Here is a 17,636-nt window from a genome sequence, read left to right on the forward strand (position 1 = left end):
ACTGTGTTTCAGAAAGCTTCTTTGAATCGATATATTTCATCCGCAGATTATGCATGAATATTTAAAATTCTTCGGTACAAATAATCAGCAAGAGACTGTTCGTTTTTTGATTTATGAAAGAGGCTTAGTGATTAGTAATGATTTAATTGAATTAGAGTAGGGGGAAGAATGGATAGTGGAGACTACCCATTCTTGGAGAATGATTAAGCGCTTACGCGGCGACGCTCAATTTCAGTCGTAGGTGCAGTAGTAGTTTCTTTTACAAGTTCAATATTGAACTGAATATGTTTAAATGGCTTATCTACACCGCGACATGCAATTTCTGCTTCATCGGTCACGTCAACAGCAGTTGCGACCAGACCATCACGTGTAGCGAATGCAAAGTCGTCCCAAAGATATTCATCACCTTCAATATTAAATTGAGTTGTTAATTTTCGATATCCAGGTGCAGATACGAAATAATGAACATGAGAAGGGCGATTACCGTGTCGACCTAGTTTATTCAACACAAATTGGGTGGTCCCTTCTGGAGGGCAACCATAACCGACTGGCATAGTCGTTTGAGCGACATATTTACCATCTTGATCAGTAAAAATTGTACGACGGAGATTAAACTCTGATTGAGACTTATCAAAGAAGGAATAATTCCCTAAGCTGTTGGCATGCCATACTTCAACTTTGGCGCCTTCAATAATATTTCCCTCAGCATCCGTTACGGTACCTTCAATAAATAAGGTGTCGACTGTATCTAGTTCTGATCCATCGTCCATACGTGCGAAGCCTACAGATTCAGGTGCCCCAGCAACGTATAGAGGACCTTCAATTGTACGTGGTGTACCCCCAGTAATACCGGCTTTTGCATCAGCTTCATCCGCACGAAGGTCTAAGAAATGTTCTAAGCCTAGACCTGCAGCAAGAAGTCCAAGTTCATTGGCTTGGCCAGCATCTGTAAAATATTCAAGACCTTTCCAAACTTCTGATTGAGATAAGTCTAGATCTTCAATTGCTTTAAATAGATCTGAAACCAAACGAACAACAACTTGCTGTACACGTGCATCTACAGATCCAGTTGCAGTGTCTATGTTCATTTTTTTAACTAAAGCATCGATTTCTTGATGGTTCATGCTACTTACTCCTTAAGTATTTTTTGTTAATTAGGACAATTCTTACTTTTGAAAAAAATCTTGTCCTAGTCCTTCTTGCTAACTGTTTTTCGTGTTTATAAATTGATCTCAAAATTTTGAAATAAATTAAGTATCATCATCTCGAATTGAAGATGGATGACGATTTAATGCCATGACTTCAATCTTCATAAACGGATAAAGTGGCAAACCTTGTAAAAGGTTATGTAGCTCTTCATTAGTTTCGACATCAAAAATACTGATATTCGAGTACTGACCTGTAACTCGCCAAATATGACGCCATTTGCCTTGGCGTTGCAGCTCTTGTGAGTATACTTTTTCATTAGCTTTAATTTCGTTAACTTGTGCTTCAGGCAAGTCACGAGGAATATTTACATCCATTCGTACATGAAACAGCATATTCCACTCCTTAATCCGTTACAGTGTCGCTTATTTGCGGCGAAGGTTATCGATTTTGTCTTCATCCATTTCAATGCCGAGTCCTGTGCCTTGAGGCAGGTGTAATGCAAAGTCATGGTATTGCAATGGTGTTTTCAGAATTTCTTCAGTGAGCAGTAATGGGCCAAACAGTTCGGTACCAAATGCCAGATTTTCAAAGGTCGAGAACAGGTGAGCAGAAGCAATCGTTCCTACACAACCTTCTAGCATGGTGCCGCCATACAGGTCGATCCCTGCAAGGTTAGCCACAGTGGCTACATCACGGCCTTCAAGCAAACCACCCGATTGCGCCACTTTGACTGCAAATACCGATGCTGCATTGGTACGTGCCAGTTTATAAGCACTACTTGGCCCCATCAGTGATTCATCGGCCATGATGGCAATATCAAAGCGACGAGTCAGACGTTCCATGGCATCAATATTGTCAATAGCACATGGCTGTTCGATCAGATCGACACCACCGTCTTGCAGCAAGGTAATGCCTTTAATAGCATCCAGTTCTGACCAGGCACGGTTCACATCAACACGAATAGAGACTTCATCGCCGAGAGCTTTTTTGATCGCTAGTACATGTTCAACATCGGCTTCAACCGCACGAGAACCAATTTTTAGCTTGAAGAAGTTATGGCGTTTCGCTGCCAGCATTTTCTGTGCTTCTGCGATATCTTTTTCTGTATCCCCAGAGGCCAGTACCCAAAGCACTGGAACGTTATCACGTAAACGGCCACCGAGTAGTTCAGATAAAGACAAACCTAGACGCTGTGCCTGAATATCTAGCAGGGCTGTCTGAATAGCACATTTTGCAAAACGGTTGCCATTGATGTTCTTTTTTAGAACTTGCATGGTTTGTGCAATATTCTGTTTATTCAGCGACTTCAGTAGTGGGCTAAAATATGTATCAATATTGGTTTTGATACTTTCTGGGCTTTCTTCACCATAGCCTAAGCCACCGATTGTGGTTGCTTCCCCCCAGCCAATCAACCCGTCCTGAGTTTCAATTTTGATCAGCACCAATGTTTGGGTCTGCATTGTGGCTACTGCCATTTTGTGAGGGCGTATGGTTGGGATATCGATAAGCAACGTTTCTATTGATCTGAACATATCGCTATATAATCCATTATTCGATATCACATACCATATTTGAATTTATTTTGCGAAAATAGGCTATAAATAGTATTTTAATATACTTAAAAAGTATTTAATGGGGCGATTCAATGGAACTGAAAACTTTAAAATATTTTGTAGCGGCTTTGTTGCATAAATATGTAAGCATCTGATTTAAATAAATTTAATTTTGGATCAAAAAATAATCAAAACCTTTAAAATCATATAGTTATGAAATCTTTGTGCAACAAAGCCGTGTCAAACCAAATTGAAATATTTCCTCGATTTATTAATGCTCGATTATAAGAAGACCAATTGGTGGTACGATAAATTTTAGGCGCAGGCTTGTTCATTTGGAAATTATATTGTGGAATAAGCCCTTAACGATAGGTTTGTGCAACAAAGCCTATATGAGTTAAAAGTCGAATGTGGGCGTGCTAAGCAGAACAAATATAATAAAAAAGATTTATTAATCGATGGTAAATGGGTTGCAGAAGATGAATGGTTAATTCCAGGTTACATTCGACCAAGTGAAATAGTAGGAAAGAAAAAAGTATGATTAAGGTGATAAAGACTAAAGATCTTAGTCCAGAGGATATCCCAAATTCCTATCATTGGGATAGCTTTGTTAAACTTGCATTAAGCTTTGATTCATCATTAGAAAAAAAAGATTGGATTCAAAGTGATTACATAGATAGGACAAGACTACCTATATTATCTGATTCTATTATAGGTTTAAGAGAGTATCTATATAGTCTGCAACGAATAAACAATCAATATATTCGAGATGAAAATGAATTAAAAGAGAGAGTAGAGTATGTATACAAAATTTTAAGAAAAAAATTAGAAAGCTAAGATGAATAAAGAATAATTGTATTAATCATCGGCTTTGTTGCATAAAGATTTTAAAGATAGAGCTTTCATAAGTTGTTCAAATTTAAGTGACAACTTGGGTATGAGGCCGGCCGAGCTCCGCAAACTTATTTAAGATGGCCACACGTGCATGAATCTCGTTGACTTGGCTGTCAAAATTTCGATCACTGAGTTTATCGCCTAATAATTTGATGCAGTGCATCTTGGTTTCAACCAGACTTCGCTGATGGTAGCCCGACCATTTTTTCATAGTGTCCTGCCTGAGAAGCACTGCTTCGCAAGATTAACAGTGCGAAGTACTTCATTTCGCTCTAGCGAATGAACTTTTTTATCTTTCCAAGGCTTGGCATTTTTTCTTGGTGGTATCACTGCATGTGCTTGGACTCATGAGTGCTCGGTTATATGCGGGCCAATTGGTTGTGCGGTAGATTTTGTGTGTAGGTTTCTTCATTTGAAAATTATATCGCTGAAAAAGCCTTTACAGATAGGTTTGTGCAACAAAGCCCTTTTGAGTAGTTCATGCAACAAGGATAACCGAATACAGCTTATAGATCGGTACGAAATATAATCACCGAGTTGGTTGTTTTTTGATTTATGCAAGATGTCTATTAAAAACTTTATAGGAGTTTTTTTGTTATATCAGGACATTTTATTGGGAGAAATAATTTCCAAAAAATCAGGCGTGGTTCAGTTATTCATTGCTGATCATAGGTATATCTACCTATACAAATAAGTATTCTTATAAATTCTGTCAGTTTTTTTCTTATCACATTACACGATTTTGACTATTACTCCTTAGCTTTTGCCTGATAAAAGCACAGATTCATCCTTATATTTCCCTGCCATGTTTCAGGTCTAAATTAAGTCATGAGCTTAAAGTCCGATAAACAAAGACTTTAGAAATTAGGGGAATGCTGTAAATGGTAAGAAAATATCTGAAAACAGTGGCATTGACCACATGTCTTTTCAGTAGTGCAAGTTTAGCGCTTGCCGCTGAAAATGGCGGAAGTGCTTATCCTGATGGAACAGAGAGTTTTTTTGGTGGAGCAATGCCACCACCTGGGATGTATCTCGTCAGTTATAACCAATACTACAACGCAGATAAATTTAAAAATGATCATCCAGTATTTGAGGATTTTAAAATTGATACTTTTGCCACAGTTGCTCGTGGTGTCTATGTCAGTGACAAAACATTTTTAGGCGCGACATGGGGTATGCATGCATTCCTTGTATATGCCCATGCAGATCTTACATTAGGTGGTCGTCAAGATGATCACATGGCAATGGGTGATCTCATTATCGATCCATTCTTATTGGGTTGGCATAAAGGAGATTGGCATGTAGCGACAGGTATAGACTTTTATATTCCAGTTGGCTCTTACAACAAAAATAGACTCGCGAATATTGGACGTAACTATTACACCATTCAACCAATTATCTCGACCACATACTTAAATAAACAAGGTATCGAAGTCAGTACAAAGTGGATGTACGACATCAATTTCGAGAATAAGGATACCAAATATGAATCGGGCAACGCTTTGCATGTCGATTACTTAGTCGCGAAACACATGGGACCTTTGGGGGTTGGTGTTGGTGGTTATGTACATCGTCAGATTGAAGGTGACTCAGGTGAAGGTGCTGTTTTAGGTGACTTTAAAGCTAAAGCAGCCAGCATAGGTCCGCAAGTTCGCTATCAATTCCCTAAAGGGTATGCAATCGCAGCGAAATATCAAAAAGAATTTGATGTTGAAAACCGACCAGAAGGTCAGAAGTTCGCAATTGATATCACCATCCCATTTTAAAACATTGTTACCTAAACATTAGAGCAAGCATATAGAGGTAAGGCCATGAAAATTGAGAATCAAGAATATGCAGCAGGCAGTGCTGGAGCTGTCGATTATTTAGTGGTGAATGAGTTTTCAGGCGGTATTGTGGGACCAAGCCAACGTATGCTGGGACCTTTAAAAAATGGTGGAACGTTAAAAACAGGCACACCGCCTGGCTGTTGGGGTCCAATGATTACACCTGCATTCCAAGGTGGTCATGAAGTGACACTCCCTGTCTTTATTGAAGGTGCAGAGGTAGGTGATGCTGTCGCTTTAAAGATTAAGGATATGCATGTCACTTCTACAGCAACCTCATCGGGTGTGATGCAATTTGTTGAAGGGCGTTATAAAGGCGATCCGTTTGTTGCGAAATACTGTGAAGCATGTGGTACAGAGCAACCAGCAAGTTATGTAGAAGGAATTGGTGAAGATGCGATTCACTGTAAAAACTGTGGGGCAGAAGTCAGTGCTTTTCGCTTTTCACATGGTTATGTGATTGTGTTGGATGAAGAAAACAAAGTGAGCTTGACGGTCAATCAAGAGATTGCCAACAAGTTAGCAGGCAATGCCAATGAGCTTTCTGCACTGCCTGAACATGCAGCGCAACATTCAATCTTGTCGCTTGCACGTGCTGATATGCCTGGGGTTGCTGCGCATATGCGTCCATTCCTCGGAAATATTGGTACGACACCTTCACGTGACTTACCAGACTCTCACAACTGCCACGACTTTGGTCAGTATTTGATTGATGCACCGCATAAATTCGGAATGACTGAAGAAGAACTTATCGCAGCCAAAACAGACGGTCACATGGATACCAATTCGATTCGTCCAGGCTGTATTTTGATTTGTCCTGTGAAAGTACCAGGTGCAGGTGTCTACATGGGGGATATGCATGCGCAACAAGGCAATGGTGAAATTGCAGGACATGCCACGGACGTTTCAGGCGAAACAGAATTACAAGTGGAAGTGATTAAAGGCTTAACCATTGATGGTCCAATTTTGCTTCAAGCACCAGATGACTTACCACCAATGGCACGTCCATTTACCAAGGAAGAGCGTGAAAAAGTGAAAGCTTTAGGTGCACGTTGGGGACAAACTGAAATTGAGGAAAGTGGTCCAATCACATTTATGGGAACAGGTAAGAACCTCAATGATGCAACGGACAATGCTTTAAATCGAGCGGCAAAAGTCACAGGTTTAAGTGTGGATGAGGTCATGAACCGTTGCACCATCACAGGCTCAATCGAGATTAGTCGTTTACCAGGAATGGTACGTGCAACCTTCTTATGCCCAATGCCAATTTTAGAAAAACTGGGGATCGCAAACTTAGTTCGCGAACATTACCGACTTTAATTCATCACGTCATCGGCGTTTGATTGGCGTGTTTCAAACGCTGTTCGTAAATAAGCATGAAATTTACTGAAATTAAAACTTAGAAACGAAAACTTGAACAGGAGTGTCATATGAACAGTAATGCAAAACTTCGTTGGGGCGATTTATATCCAGAACTTGGTATTGAGCCGATTCCAACTGAACCATGTATTTCACCAGAGATCTATCAAGAAGAAATTGAAAAGGTTTTCTCAAAAGTCTGGTTGAAAGTGGGGCGTGTAGAAGAAATACCAAATAAAGGTGACTACAAAGTTAAACGCTTAGATTTTGCTAAAACCTCAGTCATTTTAATGCATGGCAAAGATGGTGAAATCCGTGGATTTCATAACATTTGTTCACACCGTGGCAATAAAGTTGTGGTGGAGACTGGCAATGAAACTTTTGGTTCAAATAAAGCTGCAGTCGTGACTTGCCGTTTCCATGGCTGGGTTTATGATGCTAAAGGTGATTTGGTCAGCGTGCCGGAAGAAGAAAAATTCACATCTTGCTTTGACAAAGGTCATAACGGTTTAGCACCAGTACGCACCGAAGTGTGGGAAGGTTTTATTTTCGTCAATTTGGATAATGATGGCACTCAATCGGTAGAAGAATTCTTAGGTGGTATGGGACAGCATTTAGGCGGTTATCCATTCCATGAAATGGAAGAATGCTTTGCCTATAACACCTTATTAAATTGTAACTGGAAAGTCGCTCATGACGCATTTGCTGAAGCCTATCACGTTACAACCATTCATGCTGGCTCTTTCCCGAATGTCTTTGCTTCAGGCTTACAGGAAGTACAGTTGTTTGGTGATCACCGTACGTGTGCAGTGTGTCTGACCAAGAATGCCAATCCAAAACCTGCTGCAGCATTGTCGGGCGAGATTACAGGTGCCTCTTTGGTCAATCACTATGAACGTGTTCAGTTACCAAAAACAGTCAATCCAAATGATCGTGATGACTTCTCGTTTGAATTATCTGTCATTTTCCCGAATATCTTGGTGCATGTGACTGAAGGTGTATGGTTCACCCATCAGTTCTGGCCGGTCGGTCATAACCAAACACGTTGGGAAGGTCGTTATTACATTCCTAAAGCGAAAACTTATTCGGAGCGTTGGGCACAAGAATTTGCACAAATCTTACAACGTAACGCTTGGTTAGAAGACACTGCAACAATGGAAGATACTCAAGCAGCTCTTGAATCTAAAGCGAAAAAAGTGATGCATCTCCAAGATGAAGAAATCTTGATTCGTCACGGTTACCACGTTCTTGAACAATATTTAAATCGCGCATAAGGAGAATGCACATGTCAAACATCATTTCACAATTGCCTGCTGACTTTGCAAGCTTAGAACCTTTTGTCGCGAAATGGGCTCTAGGGACATCGAAACAACGTCATGCAGCACGCTTAAATTCGACTACAGCCGAACTGCAAGCTTTTTACGATGCTATTTTGCCTGAAATGCGCAAGCTCCTTGCAGCACTTGACCAATACGCTTTAGGCACATTGCCTGAAGATCTCCATAAATTGTATTGGTTAAGCCTGAGTTTCGCTGAAGTTGCTCCACATATTGAGCTTTATAAAGGTTCAGTGGGTGTGCCGTATGCATTTGAAGAAAACCGTTTCATTTATGAAACAGGCAACGTAGTTAACGTTTAAAGGAATGTCTGATGAGTCAGCACAATCTAGAACAGCGTTTGCATTATCTGGAGGCCTGCGAGGCGATTCGTGGCCTGATCGGTCGCTATGCAACAGCGGCTGATCAGCGCAACAATTCAGCCATTTTACAGCATGTATTTCATGAGGATGCCATATGGTGTGCAAATGGTTTTGGAGAATATCAAGGACGCCAAAATATCTTGAATGCATTGTCAGAGATTGCAGAAGCACAAGTGCTTTGGAGCTTACATATCATGGCGATGCCAGATATACAGGTCCTAGATCAAGACAATGCAAAGGCAACTTGGATGTTATGGGAAGTCTGTAATTTAGCCGAGGAATCAACAACAGTATCAACAGATCAAGTTAAATCTGCAACGACCTGTTGCTTAGGTGGATTTTATAAAACAGAAGTAAGTCGGAATGAGCAGGGTGAATGGAAATTTGAACGCGTCGAATTGAATTTGACCTTCAATCAACCCTATCCGAACACAGCAATATAGGCACTGTATCAGTACGGCCTAAGGGGAATTTAAGATGAGAAAAATTGCAATTATCGGTGGTGGACAAGCAGGTTTATTACTGGCGTTCTCACTACTCGAAAACAAATATGATGTCACTTTATATGTAGATCGCCCTGCGGATGAGTTGTTACATGGTCGTATGGTCAGTACCACAATGTTTTTTGAAGGAACTTTAGAGTTAGAGCGCAGATTGGGCTTAAATTTTTGGGATGGGAAAGCGCATCGTGGTCAAGCATTGCATGTCGATTTTCGTGCACCAAACGGCGATATCATGTTACCTGTGACAGGTTTTTTACATGATAATGACGGTATTGCCATGGACCAACGAACCAAATATCACCGTTGGTTAGAGGAATATCCGCGCCGTGGTGGCAAGCTCATCATTCAAAATGTCAGTCCAGAAGATTTGGAAGTAATCACTGTTGAAAATGATCTGACGATTTTGGCAGCAGGTAAGGGCAATATCACCAGTTTATTCAAACGCAACGAATCACGCTCAGTACATCACACTCCTCCTCGCAAATTGGCTGCAGCACTCGTCGTAGGTGATGATTTATGCGGTCCAAACAGTTGGCAAGGTCAACCATCTCAGACTTTGCATTTTAATTTTGTTGCAGGTGCAGGCGAATACTTCAGTATGCCGTTCTATAGTCACACGCATGGTCCATGTCGTAGTTTCTTATTTGAATGTGTACCGAATGGTCCAATGGATATCTTCGATGATGTAACATCTGGCGAAGAAATGGTCCAACGCATGAAAGAAGCGGTTGCCAAAGTAACACCAGATCAAAGCTTCCGTATGGTCGATAATATGGAATTAAGTGATCCAAACGCATGGCTCAAAGGTGCATTCCGCCCTGAAGTTCGAGATCCTGTTGCAACCTTAGATAACGGTGCAAAAATTTGGGGGATTGGAGACACTGTCATTGTAAATGATCCAATCGCAGGACAAGGCGCAAACAATGCAACCCGTATGGTGGAGCATTATTTAGCTGCGATTTTAGCACGAGGTGATGAAGACTTTAGTGCAGATTGGATGACAGAAGTATTCGAGCAATTCTGGGAAAAGTCAGGTCGCTATACGACTGAATTCACGAATCTATTGTTAAATCCACCAAGTGAGAGCTTATTACAAGTATTAGCTGCAGCCTCACAGAACCAAGCGATTGCGGATGACTTTATGGGGCATTTCAACAACCCGTGGGGTTTCTGGCCAGCCGTAGATGGTGCAGAAGGGGCTAAAGAATATCTGTCACGTGAGGAGTTTCAACATGCAGCTGCCTGAAGTTTTGTGGCAGGACGTTGACCTAGCTGAAGCGAAAGCGCTTCGGCAGGCCTTCGGCGGTTTTGCCACTGGTGTCGCGATTGTCACTTGTCTAGATGAACAGCAACAACCTGTTGGTCTTACGATTAATTCTTTTAGCTCGGTATCTCTTGATCCTGCGCTGGTGCTCTGGAGTCTAGTCAATCATTCACCAAGCCGTACAGTTTTTGAAAATTCAGAATACTTTGCCATCAATATTCTGGGAGCCGATCAGCAAGAAATCGGACTCAATTTTGCTAAGCCAATTCCAGACAAATTCCAGCATGGGAGCTGGAATCTTGAAACTACTAAAGCACCGCTACTGGAAGGTTGCGTAGTGCAGTTTATCTGCCGCCGGGAACAGCAGATTGAAGCAGGCGATCACCAGATTTTCTTGGGGAAAATTGAACAGTGCCGACATAGCAATCAACGCCCATTACTGTTCTGCAAAGGGCAATTTACCGAATGGCCACAATACAAGGAGGTTTCATGACCAATCTGAATAATAAAGTGGTTCTGGTCACTGGGGGCGCAACTCACATTGGCCAGGCAGTAGTCAAAGAATTAAAAAGTTTGGGGGCGGACGTCATTATTGCTGACATTAACGAAACTCAAGGCAGGCAGGTGGCAGCTGAAACCCAAAGTCGTTATGAATATCTAGATCTCGCTAATGATGAAAGTATTCAAGCTTTAGCTAGTAAACTAAATCAACTAGATATTTTAGTGAATTTGGCCTGTCTGTATGAAGATCATGGCTCACAATCTACACGTAACGATTGGCAAAATACATTTAATGTGACCGTGTTTGGTCATGCAGCTTTGGTACAGGTATGTAGACCATTGCTGCAGGCCAGCAATGATGGGGCTGTCATTAATATTAGCAGTGTTAGCGCCCGCATTGCCCAAAAAGAGCGTTGGGTTTATCCAGCCTCTAAAGCAACCTTAGAACAACTGACCAAAAGCATGGCATTGGATTTGGCTGCTGATGGTATTCGTGTTCATGCTTTATCCCTCGGATGGACCTGGTCGGTGCCGATGCAGATGATTTCAGGTAATGACCGTCCTAAAACTGATCGAGTTGCAGGCCGTTTCCATGTGCTAGGCCGTATTGCCGATGCTGAAGAAGTGGCTGAAGCCTTAAGCCTATTATGTAGCCCGAAAGCGAAACTGCTGACCGGCAGTGTGATTCATGCTGATGGCGGTTATCACACTTTGGGGCCTGAAGCGACAGATTCACCGATTGAGGAGTTAAGCAAATGAATATCAAAATGGCCAATATTGCAGAAAAATTTCTTTGCCTGACTTCCGATATTGAACAGGGTGAAGGTTTACAGGTGATTATTGAGGGATATCCACCATTGGCGGTGTTTCACCTAGAAGATGGCGAATTTTATGTCACTGATGATACCTGTACCCACGGTGATGCTTCATTGGCTGATGGTGAAATTGATGGCTGTGAAGTGGAATGTCCGTTTCATGCTGGTGCTTTTGATATTAAAACCGGTGAACCTTGTGGAGCACCTTGCACCATCCCATTGAAAACTTATCAGTCTATCGTTCGCGAAGGTCGGGTTTATCTTGTGGAGTGATGCTGATGTACAAAATCCAAATTGAAGGGCAAGGGGAATTTCATTGTGCAGCAGACGATGTGCTGTTGCGCGGTGGCCTTCGTCAAGGTCTTGGTTTACCTTATGAATGCAATGCTGGTGGCTGTGGGACTTGTAAAATAGAAGTGCTATCTGGTGAAGTAGATAATCTATGGGCTGAAGCACCTGGATTGAGCGATCGTGATCGCCGTAAAGGCCGTTTTTTGGCTTGCCAATGCCGACCTAAATCTGATTGTGTTATTAAAGTCCGTTTGGATGAACAATGCACGCCTAAAATTCTGCCAAAACAACAGGCCGTCAAGCTCAAATATGTACAGCCGATTACACACGATATTTTAGAAATCCATTTGCAGTCAGAGAAACCAGCGCAGTTTATTCCAGGTCAATATGCTTTGCTTTCAGTAAACCAGCAATTATTACGTGCTTATTCGATGTCGAATTTGCCGAATGATGAAGGCATGTGGGTATTCCAGATTCGCCGTGTAGTAGATGGCAAAATGACCAATCTGCTATTTGATGAGCAACAGCGACAAAGTGCCGTGATTCAGATCGATGGCCCATATGGTTTGGCACATTTACAAGAGCAGCCACGACCAATTGTTTGTGTCGCTGGTGGTTCAGGTCTAGCACCGATGTTGGCAATTGCCCGTGGAGTCGCAGTTAATCCACAACTACAAAATCATAAGGTATGGTTCTTTCATGGTGGACGTGAACAGCGTGATCTACTGACAGAAGATCAGTTAAGGGATTGGACTGAATTAGGTTCACGCTTGAATTATGTTCCAGCAACTTCATCTGAATTGATCGAAGGTATTCGATCAGGCTTTATTCATGAAATCATTCATGATGTTTTAGGTGAGCAACTGATCCAACATGAAATATACTGTGCTGGGCCACCGCCAATGGTAAAATCTATTGAACAAATGGCGTATCAGGCAGGTATTCCACTTCAACAAGTGCATTTCGACCGTTTCTTCTAAATCCTTTATTAATCTTCAAAAAACAGGCGATAGGTTAACCCATCGCCTGTATAGTTTTATCTCGACACATCAATACCATATTTACAATTTGGGCAATGGATTCTGTACCTAACTTCTGCCGAATATGCGTGCGGTGAATTTCTACTGTTTTATGGCTGATATTCAACATTTGTGCGATATGTTTACTCGAAAGTCCATCGACCAATAAATTGATAATCTCACTTTCTCTTGGTGATAAAGATTTCAATTTAATCATCTGTTCTTGACGTTTTTCTTCTTCAATAAAGTCTTGTTCAGCAAGTTGCAGACAGGCTTGGATTTGATTAAGCATATGCTGTGGATTAAAAGGTTTTTCTAAAAAATCAAATGCCCCAGCTTTCATCGCATTGACCGACATTGGAATGTCGCCGTGACCAGTCATGAAAATGATTGGCATACGGATTTTTTGTTGATTCAATTGTTGTTGTAGTTGCAAGCCACTCATCCCTCGCATACGAATATCAAGGATTAAACATGCAGGCGTTTGCGGGCGCTGAAAATTCAGGAATTCAGTAGCACTATTGAATGTTTTAGTTTCAAGTTGCACTGAATCAAGCAACCATGTGAGTGAATTACAAATGTCTTGATCATCATCTATTACATACACAATGGGCTCGGGAACATGAGAATTAGTTAAATACATTTTGCACGCTCCTGTGCTGCTAAAGAGATATTAAAAATGGCACCAGACTCACCTTCACAGACCCATAAGTAGCCATGATGATTTTCAATAATGCTGCGGGATAGCGTCAGACCAATACCCATACTGTCTTTTTTGCTAGAATAAAATGACTCGAATAATTGTTCAGGATTTTGACCCTGTAATCCTGGGCCGTTATCAGCAATTGCGATACGGGCATGTTGGTTGTGCTCCCAAGTACGGATAAAGATGTCGCGCTTTCCTTCTGGGTTACGTTGTAAAGCATCGACCGCATTAAAGACCAAATTAATAATGACCTGACTAAATAAAGTTTCGTCGGCAGAAATATAAATAGGTGAAACGCTTAATTCATAATGTATGACACAGCCAATTTGATCTGCTTTTAAGCCTATCAGTGGATGTAGATCCTGAATCAGTTTATTTAGAGAGTGAACTTGAAAATTGGCTTCGCCCTTACGTAAAAAGCTACGCATACTGTGAATGATTTTATTGACCCGCTGGGTCTGATCTAATGCTGCATTCATAGCGTCGAGTGTTTCAGTGGTATTTGCCAAACCTTTCTGAATCCGAATAATGCTACCACCAACATAGTTGTTTAAAGCTGCAAGTGGCTGATTCAATTCATGTGCTAAAGCAGTTGCAAGTTCTCCCATGGTTTTGCAGCGTGACATATGACCCAGCTGTTTTTCCCTTGCTCGAGCCATTTTTTCTGCTTCGATTCGTTCGGTAATATCTCGATAATTGACGAGAATGCCCTGAATTTCAGGATGATCAAGCAGGTTGCGATAGGTGGCTTCATGATGTCGCCATTTGCCATTATGATGCATGATTTTATAGTGAATCACACCAGCAGCTTGGTGAGAGGATTTTCTAAAAAGTAACTGGCGTACATTCATGCGGTCATCAGGATGAATCACATTCAAGATATTTTTGTTGAGTACAAAACGGTCGCGGTAACCGAGAATACGTTGTAGAGAAGGGCTGGCATAGAGCAACTTACCTTGCAAGTCGAGGATAGCAATACCATCTCCCGAGTGTTCCAGAAGCATCTTGAAATATTGATCTTTAGACTGTAGAGCATATTGATACTTTTTGATTTCGCTAATATTGCGGACAAGTGCTAATAACTTAGGTTGATTTTCAATTTCAACTGTTTTTAGGCAAACTTCAACAGGAATTTGTCGTTGATCTTGAGCTTGGATGATCCACTCAAAAGTAATCGCTTCATGGCTAGCAGCCTGTTGAACCTTTTTTAATGCATGATAAAAATCAAACCCATGGCTATGCGCGCTGATTTTTTCTACACTCATTTTTGTTAATTCGGATTTACTGTAACCGGTGAGGTTTTCAGCTGCTTCATTTACGTCCATGAATTCGACACTGCCGATATCATGCACGAAAATAGCATCACCCGCTTTATCAAAAATGGTTTGATAATAATTTAAGCTGTTCATTATGTTCCTTACCTTGGATGGCGTCCGGCTATCTGGTAGAGGTATGTTTGATCTTCACTGATAAACACTTGTTGTTATTTTATTCGATAATGCAGCAAATTGTGCAGTAGTGCAATTAGACTTAGAGTCTTATTACATACTTTAAACAATATACAAATGCTCATTTAAGTGTTTATCTCTATCCCTATTTATTAAGCAAGGTTAGTACCATATTCACGTTTTATTTTGACTAATAAAGGTAAATAATTTTTATTATTCATAAATACAAAGAAAACTTTTAGATATAAGAAGGTATTCTCTTTTTAAAAAGATACCAAGATTACCCAGTTTGGACGTGTTCTGAGCAATTTCAATATCGATATCATTTTCGCTAACTCCCCTCAAGCCAAAGGCCGTGTAGAACGCGCCAATAGAACGCTTCAGGACCGTCTGATCAAAGAGATGCGTCTAGAAGGCATCAAGTTCAATTGCAGATGCCAATAAGTGGCTGCCGTGCTTTATTGAGCAATTTAATCGTAAATTCGCCAAGATGGCCTTTAATCCCAAGGATCTGCACCGGACTATCACTGAAACAGCCGAAGAATTAGATGATATTTTTACCTGGCGTGAAATTGTTGTTGGTCTTGCAACTGGTGGAACTGGACTTATAGTCATTGGGATTGTAGCGTTAACGGGAGCTGGAGCATCTAAAGCTTTTGGTGATATTAGTGGGGATGTTGCTGGTGGATTGTATGACATTGTGGCTGATAAATAACAATGGATAAACTTATTTTAGTATTTCAAAAAATGCCTATGGGGGCACTAGCATTCTTTTTCCTTATAGCGATGTTTTTACTATACTTTGTTATGTATGTATATGTTTGTTTAAATTTGAGAGGGATTTGCAGGATTGCTTTTGGTAATGAAAGAAAGTACAAAGCACCATTAGAGCCTTTTGATTTTATATACATTAGCTTTATACCTACTACTTTTTGGAGGGAGCTGTTGCATTTAAAGAAAGGGATAAAGTTTAAAAGTCTTTATAGAAAAGATTTCTTCCTAAAAATGAATCAAGAGCAGTTAAAGAGCTTACTAACAAGCTTCCCAGTTTTTTTTATTTTACAATATGTGATTCTGTTTTCTGGAATTTTATTTATGTCACTAATGTTGGCGTCATATTATTTTGAACTAGGTTAAATAATTGTGTTAAAAGCCGAGATCGATAATTACATCTCGGCTTTTTATTAAGTTTTATGACTATGTGTTTATCGCTACGTATGTCGTGAGTTCAAGCATAAAAGTGTATGAAGCTGCACCTGAAGATAAAGCAAGAACAACAGTGGTTGAGACAGCAAAGCTAGGAACTGGAATTGTTGCTGGCACATTTACAGCAGCATTAATTGTCGGTTTGGCTACAGGTGGCACAGGATTAATTGTTATTGGAATTGTAGCAGTATCGGCTGCACTTGCTACGAAAGGTGCATCAGAAATTGCTGGCGTTGGTGCGGGATATATGTATGATAAAGTGGAAAGTATAAATGAATAAAATTATCAACTTATTGGTTTCAGATCATATATTTGCACTCTTTGCTTTTGGTTTCTTATTCTTTATTCTGTTGTGGGTCTTCTTCATAAGCCTTTATATTTATAGCAATATTTATCTAAAAGGAATTTGCAAAATTTTATATAAGAATGAGAAACGATTTACAAGATTAATGGAGCCATTTGATTTTTTTTATTTAAGTGTTTTGCCTAGTGCATATTGGAAAGAGATATTAAATATAAAGTTTAATACCTCATTTAAAGCTTTCTATGGGAATAATATATATCAAAAAATAGGTGATTATCAGTTAAAAGAGTTTTTGAAAAATTACCCAATGTTTTTTTATCTTCATTATCTATTTATGCTATCTGGAATTTTAAGTTTGCTCTTTTTGTTTCTTGGCTACTCTGTGGATCAGTATTTTAAAAAAAATTAGAGTTCTATCGAAAACCGAGGTTAATACCTCGGTTTCTTCTAAAAAAGCTAGTTATTTAATTGTCTTGCGACAGGTGGAACAGGATTAATTGTTATTGGTATTGTTGCTGCTGGAGCTGCTATTGCCGCTAAAGGTACATCTGAGATTGCAGGTCACTATGCTGGTAAATCATACGATTTAGTTGAAAAAGTTATGGAAAATAAATGATAGAGTTTATTATTAAGTTATATAAAACTGAACCTACAACATTCATCGGAATGGTCGGGCTTTTATTCTTTATTTTATTGTGGATCTTCTTCATAAGTCTTTATATCTATACCAATATTTATCTAAAAGGAATTTGTACAATTATATATAAGGATGAGAGAAAATTTAAAAGACTAATGGAACCATTTGATTTCTTTTATTTGAGTATGTTTCCCAGTGCTTACTGGAGAGAAATATCAAATATAAAATTTAATACCTCATTTAAAGCTTTTTATGGGAATGATAGATATCACAAAATAGCTGATTCACAACTAAAAGAAATGTTGAAAAATTATCCCTTATTTTTTCATTTACATTAGACTTCTTTCATAATTCATTTTTTGCTCAGCTTTAAATTATAGATTCCCGCAATTAAATTGAATCTTAAGCCCAGTCTTTTTCCTCGATTACGATATCGCTCGGCAAGGATTTTGAAAGTTTTTA

General features: G+C 40.0%; 20 protein-coding genes and 4 pseudogenes. 16 read left to right on the top strand and 8 right to left on the bottom strand.

Annotated features, from left to right (window positions below; all coding sequences use genetic code 11):
- Positions 1–203 precede the first annotated feature (203 nt).
- The 4 genes and pseudogenes from catA to FTU22_RS15405 all read right to left on the bottom strand — a co-directional run.
- A complete protein-coding gene (gene catA, locus FTU22_RS15390) occupies positions 204–1,124 on the bottom strand; it encodes a catechol 1,2-dioxygenase (RefSeq protein WP_180095302.1) in 921 nt (306 codons plus the stop codon).
- 126 nt (positions 1,125–1,250) lie between these two features.
- Positions 1,251–1,541 (bottom strand): muconolactone Delta-isomerase, encoded by a 291-nt coding sequence (gene catC, locus FTU22_RS15395; protein WP_180079175.1) that lies wholly within the window; start codon positions 1,539–1,541, stop codon positions 1,251–1,253.
- A gap of 30 nt (positions 1,542–1,571) precedes the next feature.
- Positions 1,572–2,681 (bottom strand): muconate/chloromuconate family cycloisomerase, encoded by a 1,110-nt coding sequence (locus FTU22_RS15400; RefSeq protein WP_180079176.1) that lies wholly within the window; start codon positions 2,679–2,681, stop codon positions 1,572–1,574.
- Positions 2,682–2,941: 260 nt separating this feature from the next.
- Positions 2,942–3,037: pseudogene (locus FTU22_RS15405) on the bottom strand (IS5/IS1182 family transposase); the annotation flags it as partial.
- 41 nt (positions 3,038–3,078) lie between these two features.
- Between FTU22_RS15405 and FTU22_RS15410 the strand changes: the two are divergent.
- Both FTU22_RS15410 and FTU22_RS15415 read left to right on the top strand, forming a co-directional pair.
- On the top strand, positions 3,079–3,243 hold the full coding sequence (locus FTU22_RS15410) for a hypothetical protein (RefSeq protein ID WP_180079177.1): 165 nt from the start codon (positions 3,079–3,081) through the stop codon (positions 3,241–3,243).
- Entirely contained in the window at positions 3,240–3,539 is a 300-nt protein-coding gene (locus FTU22_RS15415; RefSeq protein WP_218955044.1) for a hypothetical protein, read from the top strand. The genes FTU22_RS15410 and FTU22_RS15415 overlap by 4 nt, the downstream gene beginning before the upstream one ends.
- An 82-nt stretch (positions 3,540–3,621) precedes the next feature.
- On the opposite strand, the pseudogene FTU22_RS15420 reads toward FTU22_RS15415, so the two are convergent.
- Positions 3,622–3,938: pseudogene (locus tag FTU22_RS15420) on the bottom strand (transposase); the annotation flags it as partial.
- Between the two features lie 539 nt (positions 3,939–4,477).
- Between FTU22_RS15420 and FTU22_RS15425 the strand changes: the two are divergent.
- The 10 genes from FTU22_RS15425 to FTU22_RS15470 all read left to right on the top strand — a co-directional run bounded on the left by FTU22_RS15425 (position 4,478) and on the right by FTU22_RS15470 (position 12,834).
- Positions 4,478–5,362 carry a transporter gene (locus FTU22_RS15425; protein ID WP_180095304.1) on the top strand — a complete coding sequence of 295 codons (885 nt, stop codon included), beginning with the start codon at positions 4,478–4,480 and terminating at the stop codon, positions 5,360–5,362.
- Positions 5,363–5,407: 45 nt separating this feature from the next.
- Positions 5,408–6,742 carry an acetamidase/formamidase family protein gene (locus FTU22_RS15430; RefSeq protein WP_180036996.1) on the top strand — a complete coding sequence of 445 codons (1,335 nt, stop codon included), beginning with the start codon at positions 5,408–5,410 and terminating at the stop codon, positions 6,740–6,742.
- A gap of 110 nt (positions 6,743–6,852) precedes the next feature.
- Entirely contained in the window at positions 6,853–8,055 is a 1,203-nt protein-coding gene (locus FTU22_RS15435) for an aromatic ring-hydroxylating dioxygenase subunit alpha (protein WP_180095325.1), read from the top strand.
- Positions 8,056–8,066: 11 nt separating this feature from the next.
- Positions 8,067–8,420, top strand: coding sequence for a hypothetical protein (locus FTU22_RS15440; RefSeq protein ID WP_180095328.1), 354 nt, complete (start codon positions 8,067–8,069; stop codon positions 8,418–8,420).
- Between the two features lie 11 nt (positions 8,421–8,431).
- The gene (locus tag FTU22_RS15445) at positions 8,432–8,923 is read left to right on the top strand and encodes a nuclear transport factor 2 family protein (protein ID WP_180095331.1); all 492 of its coding nucleotides are present in this window, start codon (positions 8,432–8,434) and stop codon (positions 8,921–8,923) included.
- Positions 8,924–8,957: 34 nt separating this feature from the next.
- Positions 8,958–10,229, top strand: a complete 1,272-nt coding sequence (locus tag FTU22_RS15450; protein WP_180095333.1) for a styrene monooxygenase/indole monooxygenase family protein — start codon at positions 8,958–8,960, stop codon at positions 10,227–10,229.
- The gene (locus FTU22_RS15455; protein ID WP_249748891.1) at positions 10,201–10,740 is read left to right on the top strand and encodes a flavin reductase family protein; all 540 of its coding nucleotides are present in this window, start codon (positions 10,201–10,203) and stop codon (positions 10,738–10,740) included. Before FTU22_RS15450 ends, FTU22_RS15455 begins: the two co-directional genes overlap by 29 nt.
- Positions 10,737–11,507 (top strand): SDR family oxidoreductase, encoded by a 771-nt coding sequence (locus FTU22_RS15460; RefSeq protein ID WP_180095336.1) that lies wholly within the window; start codon positions 10,737–10,739, stop codon positions 11,505–11,507. The genes FTU22_RS15455 and FTU22_RS15460 overlap by 4 nt, the downstream gene beginning before the upstream one ends.
- Entirely contained in the window at positions 11,504–11,836 is a 333-nt protein-coding gene (locus FTU22_RS15465) for a non-heme iron oxygenase ferredoxin subunit (protein ID WP_180079182.1), read from the top strand. Before FTU22_RS15460 ends, FTU22_RS15465 begins: the two co-directional genes overlap by 4 nt.
- Positions 11,837–11,841: 5 nt before the next feature.
- On the top strand, positions 11,842–12,834 hold the full coding sequence (locus tag FTU22_RS15470; protein WP_218949579.1) for a 2Fe-2S iron-sulfur cluster binding domain-containing protein: 993 nt from the start codon (positions 11,842–11,844) through the stop codon (positions 12,832–12,834).
- A 34-nt stretch (positions 12,835–12,868) separates the two neighbouring features.
- On the opposite strand, the gene FTU22_RS15475 is transcribed toward FTU22_RS15470, so the two are convergent.
- Both FTU22_RS15475 and FTU22_RS15480 read right to left on the bottom strand, forming a co-directional pair.
- Positions 12,869–13,516: a response regulator transcription factor gene (locus FTU22_RS15475; RefSeq protein ID WP_180079184.1), complete on the bottom strand. Its 648-nt coding sequence runs from the start codon at positions 13,514–13,516 to the stop codon at positions 12,869–12,871.
- Positions 13,507–14,988, bottom strand: a complete 1,482-nt coding sequence (locus FTU22_RS15480) for a PAS domain S-box protein (RefSeq protein ID WP_180079185.1) — start codon at positions 14,986–14,988, stop codon at positions 13,507–13,509. The genes FTU22_RS15475 and FTU22_RS15480 overlap by 10 nt, the downstream gene beginning before the upstream one ends.
- Positions 14,989–15,294: 306 nt before the next feature.
- Here FTU22_RS15480 and FTU22_RS16395 point away from each other — a divergent pair.
- The 4 genes and pseudogenes from FTU22_RS16395 to FTU22_RS15500 all read left to right on the top strand — a co-directional run.
- Positions 15,295–15,598: pseudogene (locus FTU22_RS16395) on the top strand (ISNCY family transposase); the annotation flags it as partial.
- 146 nt (positions 15,599–15,744) lie between these two features.
- Positions 15,745–16,164, top strand: coding sequence for a hypothetical protein (locus FTU22_RS15490; protein WP_104488275.1), 420 nt, complete (start codon positions 15,745–15,747; stop codon positions 16,162–16,164).
- Between the two features lie 103 nt (positions 16,165–16,267).
- Positions 16,268–16,513: a hypothetical protein gene (locus tag FTU22_RS15495; RefSeq protein WP_227591932.1), complete on the top strand. Its 246-nt coding sequence runs from the start codon at positions 16,268–16,270 to the stop codon at positions 16,511–16,513.
- Positions 16,506–16,946, top strand: a complete 441-nt coding sequence (locus FTU22_RS15500; RefSeq protein ID WP_180095339.1) for a hypothetical protein — start codon at positions 16,506–16,508, stop codon at positions 16,944–16,946. The genes FTU22_RS15495 and FTU22_RS15500 overlap by 8 nt, the downstream gene beginning before the upstream one ends.
- Before the next feature lie 580 nt (positions 16,947–17,526).
- On the opposite strand, the pseudogene FTU22_RS15505 reads toward FTU22_RS15500, so the two are convergent.
- Positions 17,527–17,636: pseudogene (locus tag FTU22_RS15505) on the bottom strand (IS5/IS1182 family transposase); the annotation flags it as partial.

This window comes from Acinetobacter sp. YH12076 (assembly GCF_013419525.1).
Lineage (GTDB): Bacteria > Pseudomonadota > Gammaproteobacteria > Pseudomonadales > Moraxellaceae > Acinetobacter > Acinetobacter amyesii.

What these genes read in the sequence shown, in the direction of transcription:
- FTU22_RS15450 (WP_180095333.1), top strand. Translation starts at nt 8,958, where the DNA reads ATGAGAAAAATTGCAATTATCGGTGGTGGACAAGCAGGTTTATTACTG.
- FTU22_RS15500 (WP_180095339.1), top strand. Translation starts at nt 16,506, where the DNA reads ATGAATAAAATTATCAACTTATTGGTTTCAGATCATATATTTGCACTC.
- FTU22_RS15445 (WP_180095331.1), top strand. Translation starts at nt 8,432, where the DNA reads ATGAGTCAGCACAATCTAGAACAGCGTTTGCATTATCTGGAGGCCTGC.
- catC (WP_180079175.1), bottom strand. Translation starts at nt 1,541, where the DNA reads ATGCTGTTTCATGTACGAATGGATGTAAATATTCCTCGTGACTTGCCT.
- FTU22_RS15475 (WP_180079184.1), bottom strand. Translation starts at nt 13,516, where the DNA reads ATGTATTTAACTAATTCTCATGTTCCCGAGCCCATTGTGTATGTAATA.
- FTU22_RS15415 (WP_218955044.1), top strand. Translation starts at nt 3,240, where the DNA reads ATGATTAAGGTGATAAAGACTAAAGATCTTAGTCCAGAGGATATCCCA.
- FTU22_RS15400 (WP_180079176.1), bottom strand. Translation starts at nt 2,681, where the DNA reads ATGTTCAGATCAATAGAAACGTTGCTTATCGATATCCCAACCATACGC.
- FTU22_RS15470 (WP_218949579.1), top strand. Translation starts at nt 11,842, where the DNA reads ATGTACAAAATCCAAATTGAAGGGCAAGGGGAATTTCATTGTGCAGCA.
- FTU22_RS15460 (WP_180095336.1), top strand. Translation starts at nt 10,737, where the DNA reads ATGACCAATCTGAATAATAAAGTGGTTCTGGTCACTGGGGGCGCAACT.
- FTU22_RS15435 (WP_180095325.1), top strand. Translation starts at nt 6,853, where the DNA reads ATGAACAGTAATGCAAAACTTCGTTGGGGCGATTTATATCCAGAACTT.
- FTU22_RS15490 (WP_104488275.1), top strand. Translation starts at nt 15,745, where the DNA reads ATGGATAAACTTATTTTAGTATTTCAAAAAATGCCTATGGGGGCACTA.
- FTU22_RS15465 (WP_180079182.1), top strand. Translation starts at nt 11,504, where the DNA reads ATGAATATCAAAATGGCCAATATTGCAGAAAAATTTCTTTGCCTGACT.
- FTU22_RS15440 (WP_180095328.1), top strand. Translation starts at nt 8,067, where the DNA reads ATGTCAAACATCATTTCACAATTGCCTGCTGACTTTGCAAGCTTAGAA.
- FTU22_RS15430 (WP_180036996.1), top strand. Translation starts at nt 5,408, where the DNA reads ATGAAAATTGAGAATCAAGAATATGCAGCAGGCAGTGCTGGAGCTGTC.
- FTU22_RS15480 (WP_180079185.1), bottom strand. Translation starts at nt 14,988, where the DNA reads ATGAACAGCTTAAATTATTATCAAACCATTTTTGATAAAGCGGGTGAT.
- catA (WP_180095302.1), bottom strand. Translation starts at nt 1,124, where the DNA reads ATGAACCATCAAGAAATCGATGCTTTAGTTAAAAAAATGAACATAGAC.
- FTU22_RS15425 (WP_180095304.1), top strand. Translation starts at nt 4,478, where the DNA reads ATGGTAAGAAAATATCTGAAAACAGTGGCATTGACCACATGTCTTTTC.